18 protein-coding genes are annotated in these 22,543 nt (G+C 71.4%); 15 read left to right on the top strand and 3 right to left on the bottom strand.

Features of this window, described 5'->3' with window-relative positions; genetic code table 11:
* Positions 1-13 precede the first annotated feature (13 nt).
* Complete coding sequence (locus HQM25_RS17235; protein WP_172991353.1) at positions 14-520, bottom strand: low molecular weight protein-tyrosine-phosphatase; 507 nt, start codon at positions 518-520, stop codon at positions 14-16.
* Between the two features lie 198 nt (positions 521-718).
* On the opposite strand from HQM25_RS17235, the gene HQM25_RS17230 reads away from it, so the two are divergent.
* From HQM25_RS17230 to HQM25_RS17220, 3 genes are all read left to right on the top strand, one after another.
* Positions 719-4,039, top strand: a complete 3,321-nt coding sequence (locus HQM25_RS17230; RefSeq protein WP_172991352.1) for an ExeM/NucH family extracellular endonuclease — start codon at positions 719-721, stop codon at positions 4,037-4,039.
* A gap of 109 nt (positions 4,040-4,148) precedes the next feature.
* Positions 4,149-4,445, top strand: a complete 297-nt coding sequence (locus HQM25_RS17225; protein WP_172991351.1) for a hypothetical protein — start codon at positions 4,149-4,151, stop codon at positions 4,443-4,445.
* The gene (locus tag HQM25_RS17220; protein ID WP_172991350.1) at positions 4,442-5,845 is read left to right on the top strand and encodes a hypothetical protein; all 1,404 of its coding nucleotides are present in this window, start codon (positions 4,442-4,444) and stop codon (positions 5,843-5,845) included. The genes HQM25_RS17225 and HQM25_RS17220 overlap by 4 nt, the downstream gene beginning before the upstream one ends.
* On the opposite strand, the gene HQM25_RS17215 is transcribed toward HQM25_RS17220, so the two are convergent.
* Positions 5,830-6,903 carry a hypothetical protein gene (locus HQM25_RS17215; RefSeq protein WP_172991349.1) on the bottom strand — a complete coding sequence of 358 codons (1,074 nt, stop codon included), beginning with the start codon at positions 6,901-6,903 and terminating at the stop codon, positions 5,830-5,832. The genes HQM25_RS17220 and HQM25_RS17215 overlap by 16 nt on opposite strands.
* Positions 6,904-7,051: 148 nt before the next feature.
* On the opposite strand from HQM25_RS17215, the gene HQM25_RS17210 reads away from it, so the two are divergent.
* Positions 7,052-10,759: a S8 family serine peptidase gene (locus tag HQM25_RS17210; RefSeq protein ID WP_172991348.1), complete on the top strand. Its 3,708-nt coding sequence runs from the start codon at positions 7,052-7,054 to the stop codon at positions 10,757-10,759.
* 81 nt (positions 10,760-10,840) lie between these two features.
* Here the strand turns inward: HQM25_RS17210 and HQM25_RS17205 are convergent, their stop codons facing one another.
* On the bottom strand, positions 10,841-11,233 hold the full coding sequence (locus HQM25_RS17205) for a phage holin family protein (RefSeq protein WP_172991347.1): 393 nt from the start codon (positions 11,231-11,233) through the stop codon (positions 10,841-10,843).
* A gap of 60 nt (positions 11,234-11,293) precedes the next feature.
* On the opposite strand from HQM25_RS17205, the gene HQM25_RS17200 reads away from it, so the two are divergent.
* The 11 genes from HQM25_RS17200 (at position 11,294) to HQM25_RS17150 (ending at position 22,534) form a co-directional block, all read left to right on the top strand.
* Positions 11,294-12,406, top strand: coding sequence for a histidinol-phosphate transaminase (locus tag HQM25_RS17200; protein WP_172991346.1), 1,113 nt, complete (start codon positions 11,294-11,296; stop codon positions 12,404-12,406).
* A gap of 2 nt (positions 12,407-12,408) precedes the next feature.
* On the top strand, positions 12,409-13,566 hold the full coding sequence (locus HQM25_RS17195) for a thiamine pyrophosphate-dependent enzyme (protein ID WP_172991739.1): 1,158 nt from the start codon (positions 12,409-12,411) through the stop codon (positions 13,564-13,566).
* A 104-nt stretch (positions 13,567-13,670) separates the two neighbouring features.
* The gene (locus HQM25_RS17190) at positions 13,671-14,636 is read left to right on the top strand and encodes an alpha-ketoacid dehydrogenase subunit beta (RefSeq protein WP_172991738.1); all 966 of its coding nucleotides are present in this window, start codon (positions 13,671-13,673) and stop codon (positions 14,634-14,636) included.
* A gap of 24 nt (positions 14,637-14,660) precedes the next feature.
* Positions 14,661-15,998: a dihydrolipoamide acetyltransferase family protein gene (locus HQM25_RS17185; protein ID WP_172991345.1), complete on the top strand. Its 1,338-nt coding sequence runs from the start codon at positions 14,661-14,663 to the stop codon at positions 15,996-15,998.
* 90 nt (positions 15,999-16,088) lie between these two features.
* Complete coding sequence (locus tag HQM25_RS17180; RefSeq protein ID WP_172991344.1) at positions 16,089-17,090, top strand: metal ABC transporter solute-binding protein, Zn/Mn family; 1,002 nt, start codon at positions 16,089-16,091, stop codon at positions 17,088-17,090.
* Positions 17,087-17,893 carry a metal ABC transporter ATP-binding protein gene (locus tag HQM25_RS17175; protein WP_172991343.1) on the top strand — a complete coding sequence of 269 codons (807 nt, stop codon included), beginning with the start codon at positions 17,087-17,089 and terminating at the stop codon, positions 17,891-17,893. Before HQM25_RS17180 ends, HQM25_RS17175 begins: the two co-directional genes overlap by 4 nt.
* Entirely contained in the window at positions 17,890-18,780 is an 891-nt protein-coding gene (locus HQM25_RS17170) for a metal ABC transporter permease (protein ID WP_172991342.1), read from the top strand. Before HQM25_RS17175 ends, HQM25_RS17170 begins: the two co-directional genes overlap by 4 nt.
* Positions 18,781-18,790: 10 nt before the next feature.
* Positions 18,791-19,204 carry a Fur family transcriptional regulator gene (locus HQM25_RS17165; RefSeq protein WP_172991341.1) on the top strand — a complete coding sequence of 138 codons (414 nt, stop codon included), beginning with the start codon at positions 18,791-18,793 and terminating at the stop codon, positions 19,202-19,204.
* Positions 19,191-20,237, top strand: a complete 1,047-nt coding sequence (locus tag HQM25_RS17160; protein WP_172991340.1) for a permease — start codon at positions 19,191-19,193, stop codon at positions 20,235-20,237. Before HQM25_RS17165 ends, HQM25_RS17160 begins: the two co-directional genes overlap by 14 nt.
* Positions 20,230-21,081 carry a TIGR03943 family putative permease subunit gene (locus HQM25_RS17155; protein ID WP_438803609.1) on the top strand — a complete coding sequence of 284 codons (852 nt, stop codon included), beginning with the start codon at positions 20,230-20,232 and terminating at the stop codon, positions 21,079-21,081. The genes HQM25_RS17160 and HQM25_RS17155 overlap by 8 nt, the downstream gene beginning before the upstream one ends.
* Positions 21,071-22,534, top strand: a complete 1,464-nt coding sequence (locus HQM25_RS17150) for a hypothetical protein (RefSeq protein ID WP_254359431.1) — start codon at positions 21,071-21,073, stop codon at positions 22,532-22,534. Before HQM25_RS17155 ends, HQM25_RS17150 begins: the two co-directional genes overlap by 11 nt.
* Positions 22,535-22,543 lie beyond the last annotated feature (9 nt).

Here is a 22,543-nt window from a genome sequence, read left to right as displayed (position 1 = left end):
GATGCCGCCGACGTCACATCGCCGGCCGGATCGCTGGTTCGAGCTGCCGGAAGAGCGCCCGGCTCGCGCTTTCGATCATACCGAGCACCTCGTCGAACATTCCCGGACCGGCGTAGTAGGGGTCGGGCACGTCCAGCGAGCGGGCGGACGGGTCGAAGGAGAGCAGCAGTGCGATCTTGTCCGCGTCGACCTCGTCGTGGGCCCAGCCGCGGAGGATCCGCTCGTGGGTGCGGTCGAGCGCGATGACCAGGTCGCTGCGCGCGAAGTCGCCGTGGGTGAACTGCCGCGCCCGATGGTGGCTGCCGTCGTAGCCGCGGCGGTCGAGCGCCTCGAGGGTGCGCTGGTCGGCGCGTTCCCCCACATGCCAGTCGCCCGTGCCGGCGCTGGTGGAGGCCACACGCGAGGCGAGCCCGGCCGTGGCGGCGAACTCGCGGAACACCACATCCGCCATGGGCGAGCGGCAGATGTTTCCCGTGCACACGAACACCACCCGGAAGGGCTCGGCGGCGCTGGCGGTCATGGACACCATTCTGTGACGGTCGCGCCGTTCTGCACAGATGCAGATTCCTGCAGATCTCCCCTCTCGGCGGGCGAAAGTTCCTGGTCGTCGCGAAGAGTTCACAGAAATCTCACGTGCACCTCCTGACACGGGCGCCGTCCTCCCCTAGCGTGAGCGGGTGGAGGCCCAGAAGGCCTCCTTCATTCATCAGGAGGTTTCGTGCGCAGATCCATCCGCCCCGCGGCCGCCGTCGTCGTCGCATCCCTGGGCCTGGTCGGCCTGGTGGCACCCGTGGCATCGGCAGCAGAGCCCACCGAACTGTTCATCAGCGAGTACGTCGAAGGTTCGTCGAACAACAAGGCCATCGAGATCTACAACCCGACCACTGCGCCGATCGACCTCGCCGCGGGCGGGTACGCGCTGCAGCAGTACTTCAACGGGTCGACGACGGCCGGTCTCACGATCGCACTCACGGGAACCGTGGCGCCCGGCGACGTCTACGTCTTCGCGCACTCCTCGGCCGTTTTCGGTGCGAACCCCGAGATTCCAGACCCCAACGGGGTCGTCGATCAGACCGCCGGTGGCGGTTTCTTCAACGGCGACGACGCTGTCGCGCTCGCCAAGGCCGGCGCGCTGGTGGACGTCATCGGACAGATCGGCTTCGACCCCGGAACGGCGTGGGTGAGCAACGGCGTCTCGACGCTCAACAGCACCCTCCGCCGCAACGCCGACATCTGCGTCGGCGACCCGAACGGCGCCGACGTCTTCGTCCCCTCGGCCGAGTGGACCGGGTTCCCCACGGACAACTTCGACGGTCTGGGTGCGCACACCGCGGTCTGCGGCGACAACCCGCCGACCGTGGTGATCAACGAGTTCGTCGCCAACCACGTCGGGACCGACACGAACGAGTACATCGAGCTGCTCGTGACCTCCGGCGCCACCGATCTCTCGGGCTACTCCGTGCTCTCGATCGAAGGCGACGCGACGGCCACCAACTCGCCGACGGGCGTCGTCGACGCCGCCTTCACCTTCGGCGCCCCCGACGCGGAAGGTCGCTCCTGGACGGGCTTCCGCAACAACGCACTCGAGAACGGCACCATGACGCTCCTGCTGGTGACCGGCACGGCCCCGACCGCCGGCACCGACCTCGACGTCGACAACGACGGCGTGCTCGACGACGGATTCTCGTTCGAGATCGTGGATGCCGTCGCCATCAGCGACAACGGCGCCGGAGACCTCACCTACGGCATCCCGGTGCTCGACCCCGCGTTCGCCGGGGGTGCGTTCGCGCCGGGCGGAGCCTCGCGCTTCCCGGACGGGACCGACACCGACACGTCCGCGGACTGGGTGGTCAACGACTTCGACCTGGCCGGCATCCCGATGTTCACAGGAACGCTGGTCGACGGCGAAGCCGTGAACACGCCCGGGACGGCGAACGCACTGACGTTGCCCCCGGACCCCGAGCCCGAGGAGCAGGCCGACTGCGACATCGCGCCGGTGACCATCGGCTCGGTGCAGGGGTCGGGTGCGGCATCCCCGGTGCAGGGTCAGACCGTGCGCGTCGAGGGTGTCGTCACCGGAGACTTCCAGGTCGGCGGGTTCCAGGGGTACTACGTGCAGGATGCCGGTGACGGCGATCCCGCGACTTCCGACGGCATCTTCGTCTTCGCCCCCGGCGGCGCGGAGGTAGCCACCGGCGACGAGGTGCACGTGCTCGGCGAGGTGAGCGAGTTCAACGGGCTCACGGAGATCACCGCCGCCGACGTGGCGATCTGTGCGAGCGGCGTGGCTCTGCCCGAGCCGGTCGCGCTGGAGCTGCCGGTCGACCCGGCCGCGTATGAGCCGCTCGAGGGCATGCGCGTCACGCTGCCGCAGTCGCTGTCGATCCTCGAGTACTTCGACTTCGACCGCTTCGGCACCATCGAGGTGGGCCTCGGCCGCCAGATGACGCCGACCGCCGTGGTCGAGCCCGGCTCCGCCGAGTACACGGCGCTTCTGGAGAAGAACCTCGCCGAGCGCATCACCATCGACGATGGTCGCTCCAGCCAGAACCCCGACCCCGCGATCCACCCCAACGGCGACGAGTTCACGCTGTCGAACACGTTCCGAGGCGGCGACCAGGTGAAGAACGTCACGGGCGTGCTCGACTGGCGCTTCTCGACGTGGGCCGTGCAGCCCACGCAGGGGGCGGAGTTCACCGTGGTGAACCCGCGGCCGGAGGTGCCCGAGGTCGGCGGCGACGTGACGGTGGCGAGCTTCAACGTGCTCAACTACTTCACCACCATCGATCCGACGCCCACGAACAGCAACGACGACGACTACACGCGCGGTGCGGACACGGCGGAGGAGCTCGCGCGCCAGCAGGCGAAGATCGTGGCGGCGCTCGCCGCGATCGACGCCGACGTCTACGGCCTGATCGAGATCGAGAACAGCGGAGTCGTGGGCTTCGAGGACAGCACCGCGGCTCCCGACACGGCAGTGGCGACGCTCACGGAGGCGCTGAACGCCGCGGTGGGTGCGGGCACCTATGAGTACCTCGCGACCGGGCCGGTGGGAACCGACGCGATCACCACGGCGATGGTCTACAAGCCCGCCGCGGTGCAGCCCGTCGGCGCGTTCGCGACGCTCACGCAGGCCGACGACCCGCGCTGGCTCGATGACAAGAACCGTCCCGCTCTCGCGCAGACGTTCGCCGACGTGGAGACGGGCGAGACGGTCACCGTCGTGGTGAACCACCTCAAGTCGAAGGGCTCCGCCTGCACCGACGTGCAGGATCCCGACGCCGGTGACGGTCAGGGCAACTGCAACGGCGTGCGCACGCGGGCGGCGCTGGCGATGGCCGACTGGCTGGCGGGCGACCCCACCGGTCAGGGCGCGGGCCGCGAGCTGATCATCGGCGACCTCAACTCCTACGACAAGGAGGACCCGATCGACGCGCTGGTGGCGGCCGGGTACACCGACCTCGTGGCGCGGTTCGGCGGCGAGAACGCGTACTCGTACGTGTTCGACGGCATGCTCGGCTACCTCGACTACGCCCTGGCCGGCACCGCGCTGGCCGGTGACGTGACGGGCACCGCCGTCTGGCACATCAACGCCGACGAGGCCGACATCCTCGACTACGACATGTCGTTCAAGCAGCCGGCCCAGGACGCGCTGTTCGCGGCAGACCCGTACCGGTCGAGCGACCACGATCCCGTCGTGGTCGGTCTGGACATGACGCCCGACACGACGGCGCCGGAGATCAGCGCGACGGCCACGCCGTCGTCGATCTTCCCGCCGAACAACAAGTGGACCGACGTCACGGTGTCCATCGAGGCGACCGACGACAGCGGCGAGGTCACGGTCACCCTGACCGGGGCCGAGGCCGCGGGCTCGCACAAGGCCGCGATCCAGACGATCGACGATACGACCTTCCGGGTCGTCGCGGCGATCGGAGCGATCTACACGATCACCTACGAGGCGATGGATGCCGCGGGCAACACCGCAACGGCCCAGGTGGTGGTGACGGTCGGCCCGGCGCGCGGGCCGAGCCTGTTCTGATCGGCTGATCGGGGGGCGAGTCTCCTCCCCAGCCACGGGATGCCGCCCGATTCACCACATCGGGCGGCATCCCTCGTTCCGCGACCGTCGAGGTCGCGACGATGGGCGCATGCCGCTCATCTGCAACCCCGATCTGGCCCATTCCGCCCACCAGCTCGACATCGTCGCGCGGGAGCTGTCGACGCTCGTGCACCGGCTGATGGATGCTGCGGCCGTCGCCCGGGGGCTCGGCGACCAGACCGACTGGCATTCGCCGAGTGCGCGCGAGTTCCACAGCCGCGCAGGACGATGGTCCGACGAGGTCGGCGCGGTCTGGGTGCAGGCGCAGTGGGCCCGCGATGAGGCCCTGCGTGCACGCGACGACCTCGCATGGCGCGCCACCCTCGGCGGGGAGCTCTGCGGGTGAGCGACGACCTCGACCTGCGCGGAGGCGGGGTGATCGCGGTAGACACCGCCACGCTGTGGCAGACCGCGGGGCTGTTCCGCCGCGCGTCCTCCGACCTCGCCGACATCGGCGAGCGGCTCGGCGCGCTGCAGAACATGCTGCTCATCGAGCGAGACCGTGCGTGGAGCGCGGCGGGCGCGGCATCCACCCTTCATTTCGCCCTGCAGGAGGTCGTGCGCGGTGCGCAGCGCATCGCCGAACGGCTCGGCGAGGTCGCGGCGATCTACGAGCTCGTCGAGCTGAACGCACGCCACGCCGCCGCCTTCGCGGCCGGCGACCGCGGCGAGCTGGAGCGGCTCAGCGGAATGCGCGCCGCCCTCATGGCCGATCACCCGCACGCGATGGACGCGGCTCGAGCCCTGGAGGCCGGGCGGGCGCTGCTCTGGGGCGATCCGTACGTGCGCGCGGCGACCCTCGCCGGGCACGACGTCGGCGGCCTGTTCAAGCGGCCCGGCGCCGACCTCATCGGGGCCGCGGTCGGCGCCGGGGCCGGAGCGGCGGTCGTCACCGCGCTGGGGGTGGGCGGATGGGGGCGCGTTCCGCGCGACGCCCGCCTGACCGACACGGGAGCGCGCGTGACCCTGCGACCGACGACGGTCGAGAAGGCCACGCGCGCGCCGCAGTCCCTGGCCGCGGTCGCCGCGCGCATCCCTTCCGGTCGCGCCGAGCAGGTGCGCGTCGAGCGCTACACGATGACCGACGGCAGCCGGCAGTACGCGGTATACGTCTCGGGCATGCGCGAGTGGAGCGCGGGTGGTGACGACCCGTGGGACAACCAGTCCAACGTCGAGCTGTACACGCGGCGCGAGTCGGCGTCGTATGCGGCGACGGTGGCGGCGCTCGAGGCGGCCGGGGCGAGGCCCGGAGACGTGGTGCACGCGGTCGGGCACTCGCAGGGTGCGATGATCGCTGCGCACCTCACACTCGACGAGACCTACGACACCCGCACGCTCGTGTCGTTCGGATCGCCCGTCGAAGCCGACGTCGACGCATCGACGCTGAGCATCGCGGTCAGACACACCGACGATCCGGTCTCGGCGCTCGCCGGGGGCGGGCATGCGGCCGGCGTCGGCGCGCCCGGCGGGTTCATCGCCGAGCGCGAGACGGGTGAGCTCAGCCCGGTCGCCGCGGCCACCGGCATCCCGGCGCACTCGCTCGACGCGTACACGGCCACGGCCTCGCAGGTCGACGAGACGGGCGACCCGCGGGTGAGCGCCGTGCACAGCATGCTCGCCGGGCTCGACGAGGCCGTGTCGGTGGAGGTGACGGAGTACGTCGCCACGCGCACGCGCGAGGGCGACACCGGCGGGGGTGATGCCGGCGGAGGTCGCATCAGCGGTCCCGCTCAGGGGGCCGGATGAGCGGTCGAGGGCGAGGGGCCCGGCCCGGCGTTCCACCCGGCGCGCGCGGCGTGCCAGCCCAGCTGCATGCGCGTGCGCACCCCGGCGCGGTCCATCAGTTCGCGCGCACGTCGCTGCACGGTGCGCAGCGACACACCGAGATACGACGCCGCGGCCTCGTCGGTCTGGCCGGCCAACAGCAGCGAGAGCAGGCGTGCGTCGAGGTCGTCGGTCACGCCGACGGCGGGATCGGCGACCGACGCGTCGAGCACCACGGGGGCCGCCGTCGCCCACAGGGCGTCGAAGAGCGCGCTCAGGCCGGTGAGCAGGGCGCTCGGGCGCACGACGAGCGCCGCCGCGAAGGCGCGCTCGCGGTCGGAGAGCACCGGCATGAAGGCGACCTCCCGGTCGACGAGGATCATGCGCAGCGGAAGCGCGTCGACGACGCGCGCCTGCTCGCCGGCGGCGAGCGAGGCGGCGAAGCCGTCGAGGCCGCCGGGGTGCTCCTCGAGCATCGGCCGCTCCAGGAGCACGCGGTACTGCACGCCACGAGCGACGAGCTCATCTTCGACGGCGTTCTGGTCCGCCGAGGTGACGGCGACCGGATGCTGCACGAAGGCGCATACCTCGCGGCGAGCCCCCGCCTGCACGCGGGTGAACCACTGCGCGACGGCGTCGGCGCCTCGGACCACCTGCACCACGTCGTCGGCGCCGCCCTCCATCGAGACGTTGCGGTAGAGCTCCTCGAGGCGGCCGAGCTCGCTCTGCGCGCGTCGCACCGCCTCCTCGTGGGCGGCGACGGTGGGGCCGAGCGCGACGGTCGGGGGCACGGCCACGAAGCGCGGCGCCGTCGACGGGGCCGACGGATCGACCGGGAGGGCGGTGACGAACCCGAGGCGCTGCAGCTCGGCGAGCCAGCCGTGCGCGGCATCCGGGGTCGCATCCAGGACGGCGGCGAGCTGGGCGGCATCGGCGGACGACGCCGCGACGAGCGTGCGATATGCGCGCAGCAGGGGCTCGGACAGCCCGGGGGCGCCCACGAGGAGGTCGAGGGGGGATGGCCTGGGGTTGCGTGTCATCTCTCACTGCCTTCTGCTTCGGCCGGGCTGCCGCCCCCAGTGCGGGTTCCCGTCATGGCGCGTATCCGCCACGCAGAACCGTACCTCCGAGGAGGGCCTCCATGGAAAAGTTGCCGCACCCCCACCCCTCCCCAGGAAAGGCATCACGATGCTTTCTTCCCCTCGTGCCGGGATCGCCGCGGCCGCGGCCACCGCGGCGCTCGTGCTGGGGGCGATCGCCCCCGCCTCCGCGAGCACCGGCTCCGACGAGCCGGCCGTCCCAGACGAATCCGCCGCCCCCGCGGAGACCACCGTCACCCTGATCACCGGCGACGTCGTGCGTGTGCGCGCGATCGCCGGCCGCGAGACGGTCGACGTCGACACCGTCTCCGGCGACCCGACGTCGTACGAGACCGCCGAGATCGGCGGCGACCTGTACGTGATCCCCGACGCGGCAGACCCCTACCTGACCTCGGGTGCGCTGGACATGGCCCTGTTCAACGTCAGCGAGCTCATCGAGTCGGGCTACGACGACGCCACGAGCGGCGGCATCCCGGTCATCGCGCAGTACGACACGCGCCTGCGCGCCAAGCCGGTCACTCCGAAGGGCGCCGAGAAGAAACTGACGCTCGCTTCGATCGGCGGCGCGGCGCTGCAGACCGACAGCGAGCAGTCCGAGGAGTTCTGGACCTCGCTCACGGCGGCGGGCCAGACGCGCTCGGCGTCGACCGGCGCCTTCGCCGGCGGGATCAGCAAGCTCTGGCTCGACGGACAGGTCGAAGCCACGCTGGATGTGAGCGTGCCGCTGGTCGGTGCTCGTGAGGCCTGGGCCGCCGGCTACGACGGCACCGGCGCGACCGTGGTGGTGCTCGACAGCGGCATCGACGCCGCTCACCCCGATGTGGCCGAGGCGCTGGTCGCCAGCCAGTCCTTCGTCCCGGGTGAGTCCGTCAAGGACGTCAACGGACACGGCACGCACGTCGCCGCGACCGTCGTCGGCTCCGGCGCCGCCAGCGGCGGCACCCACGTGGGCGTGGCCCCCGGGGCCGACCTCGTGGTGGGCAAGGTGCTCGCCGACTCCGGCTACGGCCAGGACTCCTGGATCATCGCGGGCATGGAGTGGGCGGCCGCCGAGGTCGACGCCGACGTCGTCAGCATGAGCCTCGGCGACAGCGATCGCACGAGCGAGGACAATCCGCTGTCGCAGTCCCTCAACCAGCTCAGCGAGCAGTACGACACGCTCTTCGTCGTCGCCGCGGGCAACGAGGGCGCGGCCGGCACGGTCACGGCGCCCGGCACCGCGCAGGCGGCGCTCACGATCGCGGCCACCGACGACAGAGACGTCATCGCGCCGTTCTCCTCCCGCGGGCCCCGCGGCCTCGACGACGGGCTCAAGCCCGACATGGCCGCGCCCGGCGTGAACATCATGGCCGCGCGTTCGCAGTACACGTCGGGCAGCGGTCTGCTCCGCTCGCTCAGCGGCACGTCGATGGCGACGCCGCACGTGGCCGGCGCGGCCGCGATCCTCGCGGCGCAGCACCCGGACTGGTCGGCGACGCGCCTGAAGGACGCGCTCATGTCGTCGACGGTCGAACTGGACTACACGGCTTACGAGGTCGGCACCGGCCGTCTCGACATCCCGGCCACGCTCGACGGCATCGACGCGACCGGCTCCGTGTACTTCGGCAAGGTGCTGTGGCAGGCCGAGGACCCGTCGGAGCCCGTGACCCGCACGGTGACCTACCGCAACGACACCGCGGCGGACCTCGAGCTGACACTCGCGGCCTCCACCGAGGGCCCTGCCGGCGCGGTCGACCTGGTCGACCTCTCGGCCGACACCCTCACCGTTCCTGCCGGCGGCGAAGCCTCCGTCGACGCGACCGCGTCGTTCGCCGACGCCCCGGCGTCGGGTCACTACCTGGGCGAGATCGTCGCGACCGACGGCGAGGGGAACGTGGTCGCCCGCACCACGACCGGGCTCACCCGTGAGGACGAGCGCTACGACCTCGACGTGAAGGTCATCGGCACCGATGGCCGTCCGGCCGACGTCGTGGTGAGCATGTACCAGTACGGCACCACGAACCTCGTGCAGGCGGGCACCGACGAGAGCGGCGCCGTCGCCACCCGGCGCGTCGCCCCCGGCGTCTGGGCCGCGTTCACGCAGATCCGCATGGGCTCCGACGACGGCACCGATCGGGTCTACGTGCTCACCCAGCCCCACGTCGAGATCACCGACCGTGACGTCGAGCTCGTCCTGGACGCCCGGGATGCGACGCTCCTCAGCCTCGAGACGCCGCGTGAGAGCGAGCTGTTCAACCAGCGGGTGGAGTGGTTCCACGATGCGGGTCTGAACACCTCCCTGACCACCTACACCGCCTCTTACCCGGTCGGACCCGGCAGCGAGGTGTGGGTCAACACGGTCGACGCCGTCGGCGGCGGCGAGTTCGACCTCACCGCGCGCTGGACGGCCACGGCCCCCGTGCTGGACATCGCCGCACAGGTCCCGGGTCAGGACGCGCTGGTGCTGGACCCCCTGTACCAGGCCAGCACGGCACGCGTCGACGGCGCCTTCGACCTCGAGGTCGTCGAGGCAGGCACGGGCACGCCGGCCGAGATCGCCGCAGTGGATGCCGCAGGCAAGGCCCTGCTGGTCCGCCACGACCCGAACGCCAACGTGCTCGCCGCCATCCAGCGTCACAGCGCGGCGGCGGCGGCGGGTGCGAAGCTGGTGATCGTCGAGAACAGCGGCCCCGGCACGCTGTACGGCAGTGCGGGCGGAACCGTCGTGCCGACGGTCTCGGTGAGCAAGGCCGACGGTGCGCAGCTGCGCGCCGCCGGCGCCGGCGTGCGCGTCACGGGCAAGGGCACGGCCTTCCCGAAGTACTCGTACGACATCGGCCACACGTGGCAGGGTGCGATCCCGGCCGACCTCAGCGTCTCCCCGCAGACGGGAGACCTGGCCACCATCACCGACCGGCTCGCCGACGCGACGCCGCGCGCGGCGTACCTGACGCGCTACGACTGCCCGGCGTACCTGCTGCGCTGCTTCGGCTTCGGGCAGAACATGATGAGCGGCAGCGCGCACACCAGCTACGTCAGCGCAGCGCAGGAGGGCATCGGCACCCGCTGGATCGCCGAGGCGGTCATCCCGGGCCTCGGCTGGTACCAGAACAGCGACCTCTTCTCGCACCGCGCGGGTGAGAAGGACGCGCTCGACTGGTTCGGCGTCACCGCGCCCCGTCAGGGCACCAACTACGTGCTCTCGTACAACCGCGGCGTGCAGGTGCGGCTGAACATGCCGATCGCCTCGTCCGCCGAGGGGCTGACGGGTGTGGTCGGCGGCGTGACCCGCCAGGCGCGCCTGTACGACGGGGCCGGCACGCTGCTGCGTCAGGTGAACTCCCCGGCGATCAACGTCAACCTGCCCGCCGTGTCGGGAATGCAGGAGTATCGCTACGAGCTCGACGCCGCGGGCGGCCCGGCCACCTGGAACGGCACGACGAAGAGCACGAGCGCCTGGACGTTCCACATGGATCAATCCGTCAACGGTGACATGCCCTTCATCGCGCTCGACTACGACGTGCCGACCGACTTGGCCGGCGCCGTCAAGGCGAACGGTCAGCTCGCGCTCGGCGTGCGCGCCACGCACGAGGAGACGGCGCTGAACACCGGCGCCATCACCGGACTGACCCTCGAGGTCTCCTTCGACGAGGGCACCACCTGGTCGACCGCGAAGACGACCCGGGCGGGAGATCTCTGGTCGACGAAGGTCGCCGTTCCCAAGGGCGCCACCTCGCTGTCGCTGCGCACCTCTGCTGAGGACGCGGTCGGCAATGCGGTGACCCAGGAGATCATCTCCGCCGCCGCCATCGGCTGACCTCCCGGTCGCATAGAACACGAACGGAACGCCCCCGCACCGAGCGCTCGGTGCGGGGGCGTTCCCTGTGCGGCGGGCGGCTCAGTCGTCGGCCTTGGGACGGAGGATGATGCCGAGAACCCAGTTGATGAGGGTGATGATGATCGCGGCGACCACGCCCCACCAGAAGTCCTCGACCCGCAGGCCGAAGTCCCAGAAGGAGGTGAACCACGCGGTCAGCCACAGCAGGAACGCGTTGATGATGAGCCCGATGAGGCCGAGCGTGAGGATGTAGAGCGGGAACGCCAGCACCTTGATCACGGTGCCGATGACGGTGTTGACGATCGCGAAGATCGCCGCGACCAGCAGCAGCGTGAGCACGAGCTGGAGCGTCTCGCCCGGGGGGAACGGGATGACGGTCACCATGAGCGCCGGAATGAGGGTCACGACCCAGATCGCGAACGCGTTGACCACGACATTGATGACGAAGCGCATAGCGCGCAGTCTGGCATCGCATGCCGCCACGGGAAAGGTGCCGCGCCTAGACTCGACCGGGTGAGCGAGGCATCCGACATCCCCGTCCGCGTCCGGCCCGAGATCTCGGCGCTGCCGCCCTATCGCCAGGGCCGCCAGGCCGGCGCCGACGCGTTCAAGCTCTCGAGCAATGAGAACCCCTTCGATCCCCTCCCCGGTGTCGTGGACGCGGTCGCCGGAGCGGCGGCGTTCAACCGCTACCCCGACGCGCTCGCCGCCCGCCTGCGCGAGCGCATCGCGCAGCGTTATGGGGTCAGCGCCGACGAGGTGCACATCGGCGCCGGCAGCGTCTCGATCATCGCGCAGCTCATCCTCGCGACCGCAGGCCCCGGAGACGAGGTCGTCTACGCCTGGCGGTCGTTCGAGGCGTACCCCGGACTCGTGGTCGTCGCCGGTGCGACGAGCGTGCAGGTGCCGCTCACCTCCGACGCCCGCCACGATCTCGACGCGATGGCCGCGGCGATCACCGAGCGCACGCGCGCCGTCATCGTCTGCAGCCCGAACAACCCGACCGGGCCGATCGTCACCCAGGCCGAGTTCGACGCGTTCGTCACCAAGGTCCCCGCCGACGTGCTCGTGATCCTCGACGAGGCCTACGCCGAGTTCGTGACCGACCCCGACGCCGTCGACGGCCTGCGCGGCGGTCGCCCTGACAACGTCATCGTGCTGCGCACGTTCTCCAAGGCGTTCGGCCTGGCGGGCCTGCGGGTCGGATACGCGATCGGCCACCCGCGCATCCTCGATGCGTCGCGCACGACCGCGATCCCGCTGTCGGTCACGGCGCAGGCCGAGGCCGCGGCGTTGGCGAGCCTGGATGCCGAACCCGCCCTGCTCGAGCGGGTCGGTGTCGTCGCCGAGCGCCGCGACCGCCTCGCCGAGGGGCTCCGCGCTGCCGGCTGGGCGGTGCCGCAGGCGCAGGGCAACTTCGTGTGGCTGCCCGCCGGGGCGGAGACCGCCGTGCTCGCGCATGCGTTCGACGAGGCCGGGCTCATCGTGCGGGCCTTCCCCGGCGACGGCATCCGCATCTCCGTCGGCGAGGAGGAATCTGTCGAGAAGGTACTGCGGATCGCGGCATCCATTGTCGACGACCTCCCGGAAGGCCATCCGGGCGCGAGGGCTAGCGTAGAGAAGTGACCCTGCCTGAGAACTCGGCCCCGACCGACACGACGGCCACGGATGACGCGCGCACCGTCCGCGTGCTGGCGGCCGACGGCGCGTTCGCGCCGACCGCCGCCGCGGAACCGTACCTCGCGCTGATCGACGCGCTGACCGACGCCGATCTCGAGGGCTTCTACCGCGACATGGCCGTGATCCGCGCCTTCGACCAGCAGGCGACCAACCTGCAGCGTCAGGGGCAGCTGGCCCTCTGGCCGCCGAGCCACGGGCAGGAGGCCGCGCAGGTGGGATCGGCGCGCGCCGCGCGCCCGCAGGACCACCTGTTCCCGTCGTACCGCGAGCACGCGGTCGCCCGCATCCGCGGCGTCGACCCGCTCGACATCATCCGTCTCATGCGCGGGCTCACCCACGGCGGGTGGAACCCGGCCGACCCGAAGAACGGCAACGCGCACATCTACACGCTCGTGCTGGGCGCGCAGACGCTCCACGCGACCGGCTTCGGGATGGGCCTCGTCTTCGACGGTCGCTGCGGCACCGGCGACCCCGAGCGCGACGAGGCGGTCATCGTCTACTACGGCGACGGCGCCTCCAGCCAGGGCGACGTGCACGAGGCGATGGTGTTCGCCGCGAGCTACCGCACCCCCGAGGTCTTCTTCCTGCAGAACAACCAGTGGGCGATCTCGGTGCCCGTCGCGACGCAGTCGCGCTCGCCGCTGTACCGCCGCGGCGAGGGATACGGCATGCCCAGCATCCACGTCGACGGCAACGACGTGCTCGCGTCGTACGCCGTCACCCGCGTCGCTCTGGACGAGGCGCGCGGCGGCGCCGGACCGCGCGCGATCGAGGCGATGACGTACCGCCTGGGAGCGCACACCACCAGCGACGACCCGACCAAGTACCGCACGGGCGACGAGGAGGAGTCGTGGCGTCGCCGCGATCCGATCGCCCGCATGCGCGCCTATCTCCTCGGCCGTGGGGCCTCGGAGTCCTTCTTCACCGAGGTGGATGCCGAGGCCGCAGCCGTCGCCGACGATGTGCGCACCCGCACCAACGCGCTCGGCGGCATCGATCGCGAGACGATCTTCGCGCACGTGTACTCGGAGCCCCACCCGCTCATGGACGAGCAGAGCCGCTGGCTCGCCGACTACGAAGCCTCGTTCGAAGGGGGAGCGTCATGACCGACACCGTCGCCGCCCGGTCCCTGAGCGAGGGCGCCGGATCTTCCGCCCGGTCCCTGAGCGAGCGCAGCGAGACGAAGGGCGCGCCGGGCGCGGCATCCACCATGCCCTTCTCCCGCGCGATCAACGCCGGCCTGCGTGCCGCGATGGCCGCCAGCGACCGCGTGCTGCTCATGGGCGAGGACATCGGCAAGCTCGGCGGGGTGTTCCGCGTGACCGAGGGGCTGCAGGCCGAGTTCGGCGACCGGCGCGTGCTCGACACGCCGCTCGCGGAGTCGGGCATCGTCGGCACGGCCATCGGTTTGGCGATGACGGGGTTCCGTCCGGTGATCGAGATCCAGTTCGACGGCTTCGTCTTCCCCGCGTTCGACCAGATCACCACCCAGCTGGCCAAGCTCACCAACCGCCACGAGGGCGCGCTGTCGATGCCGGTCGTGATCCGCATCCCCTACGGCGGGCACATCGGCGCGGTCGAGCACCACCAGGAGAGCCCGGAAGCATACTTCACCCACACCGCGGGCCTGCGCGTGGTGAGCCCGTCGACGCCGAACGACGGCTACTGGATGATCCAGGACGCCATCGCCTCGAACGATCCGGTCATCTTCCTCGAGCCGAAGGCCAAGTACTGGATGAAGGGCGAGGTCGACACCTCCGCCCGTGCGCTGCCGCTGCACGCCTCGCGCGTGGTCCGCCGCGGCACCGACGTGACGCTCGTCGGCCACGGCGCGATGGTCACCACGATGCTGCAGGCCGCGGCGCTGGCCGAGTCCGAGGGGACGAGCATCGAGGTCATCGACCTGCGCTCGCTCTCCCCGATCGACTATGGTCCCATCCTCGACTCGGTGCGCCGCACCGGGCGCATGGTCTACGCGCAGGAGGCGCCGGGGTTCACGTCGCTCGGGTCGGAGGTCGCCGCCACCGTCATGGAGAAGGCGTTCTACGCGCTGGAGGCTCCCGTGCTGCGGGTGTCGGGCTTCGACGTGCCCTTCCCGCCCGCGAAGCTCGAGGGGACGTATCTGCCCGATGCCGATCGCATCCTCGAGGCCGTCGACCGGTCCCTCGCCTACTGACCCCCCCGTTCCAGGAGCAGCCGCATGAGCACGCAGACCTTCGTCCTCCCCGACGTCGGGGAAGGTCTCACCGAGGCCGAGATCGTCCAGTGGCGGGTGGCCCCGGGTGACACCGTCGCCGTCAACGACGTGCTGGTCGAGATCGAGACGGCGAAGTCGCTCGTCGAACTGCCGTCGCCCTTCGCGGGGACGGTCGCCGATCTGCTGGTCGCCGAGGGCGTGACCGTGGAGGTCGGGGCCGCGATCATCACGATCTCCTCGGCGGATGCCGCGCCCGCAGGTCCCACGACGATCGGGCAGTCCGAGCACGGCGCCCCCGAGGAGCCTTCGGAAGGCGAGGGTGCGGTGCTGGTCGGATACGGCACCGGCGGCCACGCGCAGTCGCGACGTCGCCGCCCCGCTGTGGCGCGCGAGGAGCGCGTCGCCGCGTCGGTCGGCGTGGTGGCAAAGCCCCCGATCCGCAAGCTGGCGCGCGACCTGGGCATCGACCTCGGCGTGGTCGCCCCGACCGGTCCCGCGGGCGAGGTGACCCGCGACGACGTGATGAAGCACGCCTCGCAGGCGAGCGTGTTCCGCAACATCGAGACGCCCGAGTGGGGCTCGGTCCGCGAGGAGCGGATCCCGGTCGCCGCGCCGGCGGCGGCCCCCGCGGTCGCGGATGAGCGCGAGGAGACCATCGCCGTCAAGGGCGTGCGCAAGGCGACGTCGTCGGCGATGGTGCAGTCGGCCTACTCCGCCCCGCACGTGTCGGTGTGGACCGATGTGGATGCCACGCGCACGATGGAGCTCGTCAAGCGGCTCAAGGCATCGCCGGACTTCGCCGACATCCGGATCTCGCCGCTGCTGATCTTCTCGCGGGCCGTGATCTGGGCTGCACGGCGGACGCCGATGGTGAACGCGGCGTGGGCGGACGTCGACGGCGGCGCCGAGATCCGCGTGCGCCGGTACGTGAACCTGGGCATCGCGGCGGCGACGCCGCGCGGACTGCTGGTGCCGAACATCAAGGACGCGCAGGATCTCTCGATGCGCGACCTCGCCCGCGCGCTCGAGAAGCTCACGCTCACCGCACGCGAGGGCAAGACGTCAGTGGCCGATCAGCAGAACGGCACGATCACGATCACCAACATCGGTGTGTTCGGAATGGATGCCGGCACGCCGATCATCAACCCGGGCGAGGCGGGCATCGTGGCGATGGGCACGATCCGCCAGAAGCCGTGGGTCGTCGACGGCGAGGTGCGGCCGCGCTTCGTGACGACGGTCTCGGGCTCGTTCGACCATCGCGTGATCGACGGCGACGGCATGTCGCGGTTCATCGCCGACGTCGCGTCGATCCTCGAGGAGCCCGCGCTGCTGCTGGACTGAGGGCGGGGACCGAGCACCGCGGTCGCCGTCGGGGGTGCCCGCTCTCCTCTCGAGTTGAGAACGATTATCACTAACGGTTAGAGTGGGTCCATGACCTCGACGCGACGCATGGCGACCCTGCTCGGCCTCGCGACGGCCGCGGCCGTCGTCCTCTCCGGGTGCGCGGCTGCCGACACCGGCACCACGGCAGACGACGGCACGAGCTCCGTCGTGGCATCGACCAACGTCTACGGTCAGATCGCGCAGGAGATCGGCGGCGACCTCATCGAGGTCACCTCGATCGTCACGAGCGGCGCCCAAGACCCCCACTCGTTCGAGCCGAGCGCCCGCGACCAGCTCACGGTCGCCACTGCCGACCTCATCATCGAGAACGGCGGCGGCTACGACGCGTTCATCGATGCGCTGATCGAGTCCAGCGGCTCGGAGGCGCACGTGCTCACCGCCGTCGAGTACTCCCACGACTGGCGGGAGAACACCGGCCACGAAGCCGACGGCGACGCCGGGCACGATGACGAGACCGAGTCCGCGGCCGAAGACCACGAGCACGGCGATCACGAGCACGTCCAGGGCTTCAACGAGCACGTCTGGTACGACCCGCACACGATCGCGCACCTCGCCGAGGACATCGCCGCCGAGCTCGGTGAGCTCAGCCCCGCCGACGCCGCGACATTCACCGCGAACGCGGACGCCTTCGCCGCCGAGATCGACGGCCTCGAATCCTCCCTCGCAGAGATCGAGGCCGCACACGCGGGCGCGCAGATCTTCGCGACCGAGCCGGTGCCGTTCTACCTCGCCGAGGCCGCGGGCCTCGAAGACGCCACGCCGAGCGCCTTCAGCGAGGCCGTCGAAGAGGGCCAGGACGTCGCCCCCGCCACCCTGCTCGAAGCGCTGACCCTGATCGAATCCGGCGACATCGCCGTCATGATCACCAACGCCCAGACCGGGGGCGCCGAAACGACCGCCGTGCTCGATGCGGCCGCGGCCCAGGACATTCCGGTCGTGGAGTTCACGGAGACCCTCCCCGAGGACCAGACTTACATCTCGTGGATGCAGGCGAACATCGAGGCGCTCAGCGGAGCGCTGTCGGAGTGACCGCGCCGCCGCTCGAGATCAGGGACGCCGCGCTGCGGCGCGACGAGCGCGAGCTCTGGTCGGGCCTCGACCTGAGCGTCGCGCCCGGCGAGCTCATCGCCGTGCTCGGACCGAGCGGATCGGGCAAGACCACGTTGCTGCGCGCGATCCTGGGGCTCGAGAACCTCAGCGCCGGCGACATCCGGGTGCACGGCGAGCCGGTGACACGCAAGGGCAACCGCCGCGTCGGCTACATCCCGCAAGCGCGCCCGCTGCCCCGCGACACGGCCCTGCGCGGCCGCGACCTCGTCACCCTCGGGGTGAACGGGCACCGGTTCGGGTTCCCCTTCTCCCGCCGCGGCGAACATCGCCACGTCGACGAGCTCCTTCAGGCGGTGGGCGCCGCCGCGTACGCCGACCAGCCGGTCGGCCGGCTCTCCGGCGGCGAACAGCAGCGGCTGCGCGTCGGCCAGGCGCTCGCCGACGACCCGCGCCTGCTGCTGTGCGACGAGCCTCTGACGAGCCTCGACCTCGCCAACCAGCAGGCCGTCATCTCTCTCATCGACCGGCACCGCAAGCAGTCCGACGCCGCTGTTCTCCTCGTGACGCACGACATCAACCCGCTCCTGGGCAAAGTCGACCGCATCCTCTACATCGCCGGCGGTCGCTTCACGCTCGGCACACCCCAGGAGGTGCTGCGCTCCGATGTGCTCAGCGACCTGTACGGCGCGCACGTGTTCGTCCTCCGCGCGGGTGACCGGCTCGTCGTCGTCGGCGCCCCCGATGCCGAGGAGTCCCACCACCACCACGAGGACCACGAATGAACTGGCCCGACATCGCCGACGCCATGTTCGGCGGCCTCCCCTTCTACGGGCAGATCCTGGCTCTCGTCTCCAACTCGGTGTGGGCCGGCGCCGTGCTCGGCCTCGTGGGCGGCCTGATCGGCGTCTTCGTCATCCAGCGCGACATGGCCTTCGCCGTGCACGGCATCAGTGAGCTGAGCTTCGCCGGCGCCGCGGCGGCCCTGCTCATCGGCGTCGACGTGGTCACCGGGTCGATCGTCGGCTCCCTCATCGCCGCCGCCCTCATCGGCTGGCTCGGGGCCCGCGCCCGCGACCGCAACTCGATCATCGGCGTGCTCATGCCGTTCGGGCTCGGCCTCGGCATCCTGTTCCTCTCGCTCTACGACGGCCGCAGCGCCAGCAGCTTCAGCCTCCTCACCGGCCAGATCGTCTCGGTGCAGAACTCGCAGCTCGGGTGGCTGATCGGCATCGGCGCGTTCGTGCTGCTCGGGCTCCTCGCGATCTGGCGGCCGCTGCGCTTCGACTCCCTCGATCCGCAGTCCGCCGCCGCGCGCGGCGTTCCCACCACGGCCGTCTCGCTGGGGTTCATGCTCCTGCTCGGCCTCATCGTCGCCGTCGCGGTGCACATCATCGGCGCGCTCCTGGTCATGGCGCTCCTCGTGACGCCTGCCGCCGCGGCCATGCGCGTGGCATCCGGACCCCTGTCGGTGCCCCTGCTGTCGGCGCTGTTCGGGTTCGTGTCGGCCGTGGGCGGCATCCTGCTGGCCATCATGGGGACCCTGCCGGTGAGTCCCTACATCACGACGATCTCGTTCGTGATCTACCTCGTGTGCCGCGGCATCGGCGCCCGCCGCGGCCGCGTCGTCGCCGGACCGGCGCCCAGAGAAGCCCTCAGCGCCCGCGGGTAGACTCCCGAGCATGGCCCAGCGGAACACGTGGCAGCGCGAACGCGTGCGCGAAGCACTCGCCGACGCGCGCGGTTTCGTGAGCGCGCAGACGCTCCACGCCACTCTCCGCGACGAGAACACCGGCATCGGCCTGGCCACCGTGTACCGCGCCCTCGCCGGTCTCGCGGCGCAGGGCGACGCGGACTCGCTGCAGAGCCCCGAGGGCGAGGCGCTGTACCGGGCGTGCACGAGCACCGGCCACCACCACCATCTGATCTGCCGGTCGTGCGGACTCACCGTCGAGATCGCCGCCACCGACGTGGAGGAGTGGGCGCGCCGCACGGCCGCCGCCCACGGGTTCCGCGAGGCGGAGCACATCGTCGACATCTTCGGCCTGTGCGCGACGTGCGCAAGTGCTCGGGATGCCGCTGATGTCGCGTCCTGACCCCGGCACCGCGCGGTACACGCCCCGCACCGCGCGCCCGGATCCTCGCCCCGCCGCCCGCCTGGCCGCCGCCGTCGGCATCGGCGCGGTCGTCGTCGCAGCCCTCTTCCTGATCGACGCGTTCGCGCCCACGCTGTTCCCGGCATCCCTTCCGACACGTGCGCAGGACGGCCTCACCCTGGCCATCAGCGTGCTGATCGAGTCGCTGCCGTTCGTGGCGCTCGGTGTGGTGCTGTCGATCGTGGTGCAGGTCTGGGTGCCGCCTGGAGTCATCGAGAGATGGATGCCGCGCACGCCGTGGCTGCGTCGGGCCGTGCTCTCGCTGCTGGGCATGTTCATTCCGGTGTGCGAATGCGGGAATGTGCCCTTCGCGCGCGGTCTCCTCATGCGCGGATTCAGCGTGCCCGAGACCCTCACCTTCCTCATCGCCGCGCCGATCGTGAACCCGATCGTGATCATCACGACGCACCAGGCGTTCGGGTTCGACGACGGCATCCTCATCGCACGACTCCTCGGCGGCTACGCGATCGCCAACCTCATCGGCTGGCTGTACAGCCGGCATCCCTCCCCCGATACCCTGCTCACCGAGCGCTTCCGCGACACGTGCGCGCTCGTCACGCACGAACCCGGCAGCCGCTGGCGCCGCACGATGGCGCAGTTCGTGATCGAGCTGCGGGCCGTCATGCCGGCTCTCATCATCGGCTCGGCGCTCGCCGGCGCGGTGCAGGTGCTCGTTCCCCGTGAGACGCTGCTGGCGATCGGCTCGAATCCGGCGCTGTCGATCGTCGCGATGATCGCGCTCGCGATGGTGGTGTCGATCTGCTCCAACGTCGACTCGTTCTTCGCGCTGTCGTTCGCCTCGACCTTCACGCCGGGGTCGATCGTCGCGTTCCTCCTGGTCGGTCCCCTCGTCGACGTCAAGATGCTGGCGCTCCTGCGCACGACGTTCACCACGCGCACGCTCGCCGGGATCGTGGTCGTGGTGGTGCTCGCGGCCTTCGCGATCGGGACGGCGGTGAACCTCCTTGTCTGAGGCCTCTCCCGCCCGCGCGATCGTGCGCGAATCCCTGGTCACCCGGTGGCTGGGGGTCGGGCTCGCGGCGATCCTCGCCGTGGTGACCGTCTCGCTCGCGCTCACCGGGCAGCTGGGCCTGTACATCAACCCCGATTCGACGTGGTTCGCCGTGTCGATGTCGGTCGTCGTGCTGATCGGGGCGATCGCCTCGTTCGCGCTGCCGCTGGGTGCCGAAGCCGACCACGGCCACGACCACGGCGACGGCCACGACTCCGGCCACGACCACGGCGACGGCCACGCCCACGCCCACGGCGCCGCTCAGCACGAGGTCCCTGAGCCGACGCACGCGCACCGCCCTTCGCCGTTGGGCGTGGCCGCCACGGTGACCGGCGGGGTCGCGGCATCCGGAATCGTGCTCCTCACCCTCGTGCTGCCGCCCGCGACGCTCTCGGCCGAGCTCGCGATGTCGCGCGACACGGGCGCGGCGCCCCTGTTCGCCGGGTCCGATGTCGTGAACCTCGCTGCCACCGGCGACACCTCCGCGTTCGGGGTCGGCGAGTGGTCGGCCGTGTTCGCGACGGCGACGAACCCCGAGGCGTTCGACGGCGACCCGGTCGAGCTCACCGGCTTCGTGACGCCGGGCGAGCGGGGCGACTTCGCCCTCACGCGCCTGGTCATCACCCACTGCGTCATCGACGCCCAGCCGGCCAGTGTGCCGATCGTCGACGACGGCGGCGTGCCGAGCACCGGGCAGTGGATCACGGTGTCCGGCACCGTGCGCTCCACCTCGGACGGACGCCTGGCGATCGTCGCCGACACCGTCGACGAGATCGACGAGCCCGAGGACCCGTATGAGTTCTGACGGCCCCGGCACGGCTCCCGGCCGCGGCTCCGCCCCCGCGCCCGGCCGCACCCCCGGCCCCACGCGCCGCGGCAACGCGCGCCGCCGTCGTGGCCGCGCCTTCGTCTCCGCGTTCGGCATCGTGGTCGCGGTGCTCGCCGTCGTCGGGCTCGTCGGCGCCGCGGCGAGCGTCGCTCTCGGGCCGCGGGTCACCGAGGTGTCGGTCGATCCCGATGCCGCGGTGGCGGCATCCGGCTCCCGCCTCATCGTCACGACCTCGCAGTCGCTGGCCGAGGTGACCGCCGAGCAGGTCACGGTGACGCCGGAGACGCCGTTCGCGGTCGACACCTCCGGCCGCAGCGTCGGCGTGAGGTTCGGCACGCCGCTGCGCGACGAGACCGAGTACACGGTCACCTTCTCCGGCCTCACCGGCGTGGGCGGCGGTCCCGCGGTCGAGATCACCGAGACCTTCCGCACGCCGGCGATCGAGGTGCACCTGCTGCAGCGGGGCGGCGACGAAGACACGATCTTCCGTACCGACCTGGGCGGGGAGCAGGCCCAGCCGGTGTTCCGCCACCCGCACATCGAGGACTTCCGCGCCACCGCGTCGCACCTGGTGATCTCGGTGCGCACCGACGACGACCGCGCCGCGCTCATCGTCACCGACCTCGACGGCGGCGACGAGCGGGAGCTCCCGCTGCCGGGCAACGGCTTCGTCTCCAACCTGCAGGCCGCCGACCGGGGCGAGACGATCGGGTACACCTTCTCGGATGCCGACCTCGGCGCCGAGGGCGGGCGCGAGAGCATGCTCTACACGGCGTCAGTCGCACCGGGCGCCGCCGACGCAGAGCCGACGGCGGTCGCGGTCGAGGGGGTGGACCCGCGCGTCGACCAGTGGCGGTTCGTGCCCGAGACCGACAGCATCCTCGTGCTCACGTTCGACAGCACGCTGCTGCTCGCGGGGGCGACCGGCGAGGGCGCCACGACCCTCGGCAACGCCGTGTCGATCGAGGGCATCGCCGGCACCGACGCCATCGTCGAGCGCGTCGACGGCATCATCGTGATCGACCTCACCGACGCGAGCGAGGCGCCCCTCGTCGAGGCCGACGCCGAGCTCGGCCGATTGGATGCCGCGCTGCCGGTCCCCGGCGGCGGAACACTGCGCACGTATGCGCAGCTCGACGCCGACGGGTTCCCGGTGGGCTCGCGGATCGCGTTCGTCGACGACGACGGCCGGTCGCAGGTGGTCGCCGACGTCGATCCCGCCGATGCGGTGCTGCAGAACTGCGTGTCGCCCAGCGGGCGGTACGCGGCGACCCTCATCGCGCCGGACGCCGTCACGAACCGGTACGACCAGTACCTGCTGCCGATGCCGGAGACGGTCGAGACGCGACTGGCCGAACTCGACGATGCGACCGCGCTCGTGGCGCTCAGCGGCTTCGACATCTCCTGGTGCCGCGTCCCGCCGTCCTGACCGAGGTCC

The organism is Microbacterium hominis, from assembly GCF_013282805.1.
Classification (GTDB): Bacteria; Actinomycetota; Actinomycetes; order Actinomycetales; family Microbacteriaceae; genus Microbacterium; species Microbacterium hominis_B.
This window is presented reverse-complemented; position numbering and strand designations above follow the sequence as displayed.

Coding starts and splice junctions, on each gene's coding strand:
- HQM25_RS17190 (WP_172991738.1), top strand. CDS start 13,671: ATGCCCTTCTCCCGCGCGATCAACGCCGGCCTGCGTGCCGCGATGGCC.
- HQM25_RS17215 (WP_172991349.1), bottom strand. CDS start 6,903: ATGACACGCAACCCCAGGCCATCCCCCCTCGACCTCCTCGTGGGCGCC.
- HQM25_RS17165 (WP_172991341.1), top strand. CDS start 18,791: ATGGCCCAGCGGAACACGTGGCAGCGCGAACGCGTGCGCGAAGCACTC.
- HQM25_RS17205 (WP_172991347.1), bottom strand. CDS start 11,233: ATGCGCTTCGTCATCAATGTCGTGGTCAACGCGTTCGCGATCTGGGTC.
- HQM25_RS17210 (WP_172991348.1), top strand. CDS start 7,052: ATGCTTTCTTCCCCTCGTGCCGGGATCGCCGCGGCCGCGGCCACCGCG.
- HQM25_RS17180 (WP_172991344.1), top strand. CDS start 16,089: ATGACCTCGACGCGACGCATGGCGACCCTGCTCGGCCTCGCGACGGCC.
- HQM25_RS17225 (WP_172991351.1), top strand. CDS start 4,149: ATGCCGCTCATCTGCAACCCCGATCTGGCCCATTCCGCCCACCAGCTC.
- HQM25_RS17160 (WP_172991340.1), top strand. CDS start 19,191: ATGTCGCGTCCTGACCCCGGCACCGCGCGGTACACGCCCCGCACCGCG.
- HQM25_RS17235 (WP_172991353.1), bottom strand. CDS start 520: ATGACCGCCAGCGCCGCCGAGCCCTTCCGGGTGGTGTTCGTGTGCACG.
- HQM25_RS17170 (WP_172991342.1), top strand. CDS start 17,890: ATGAACTGGCCCGACATCGCCGACGCCATGTTCGGCGGCCTCCCCTTC.
- HQM25_RS17185 (WP_172991345.1), top strand. CDS start 14,661: ATGAGCACGCAGACCTTCGTCCTCCCCGACGTCGGGGAAGGTCTCACC.
- HQM25_RS17150 (WP_254359431.1), top strand. CDS start 21,071: ATGAGTTCTGACGGCCCCGGCACGGCTCCCGGCCGCGGCTCCGCCCCC.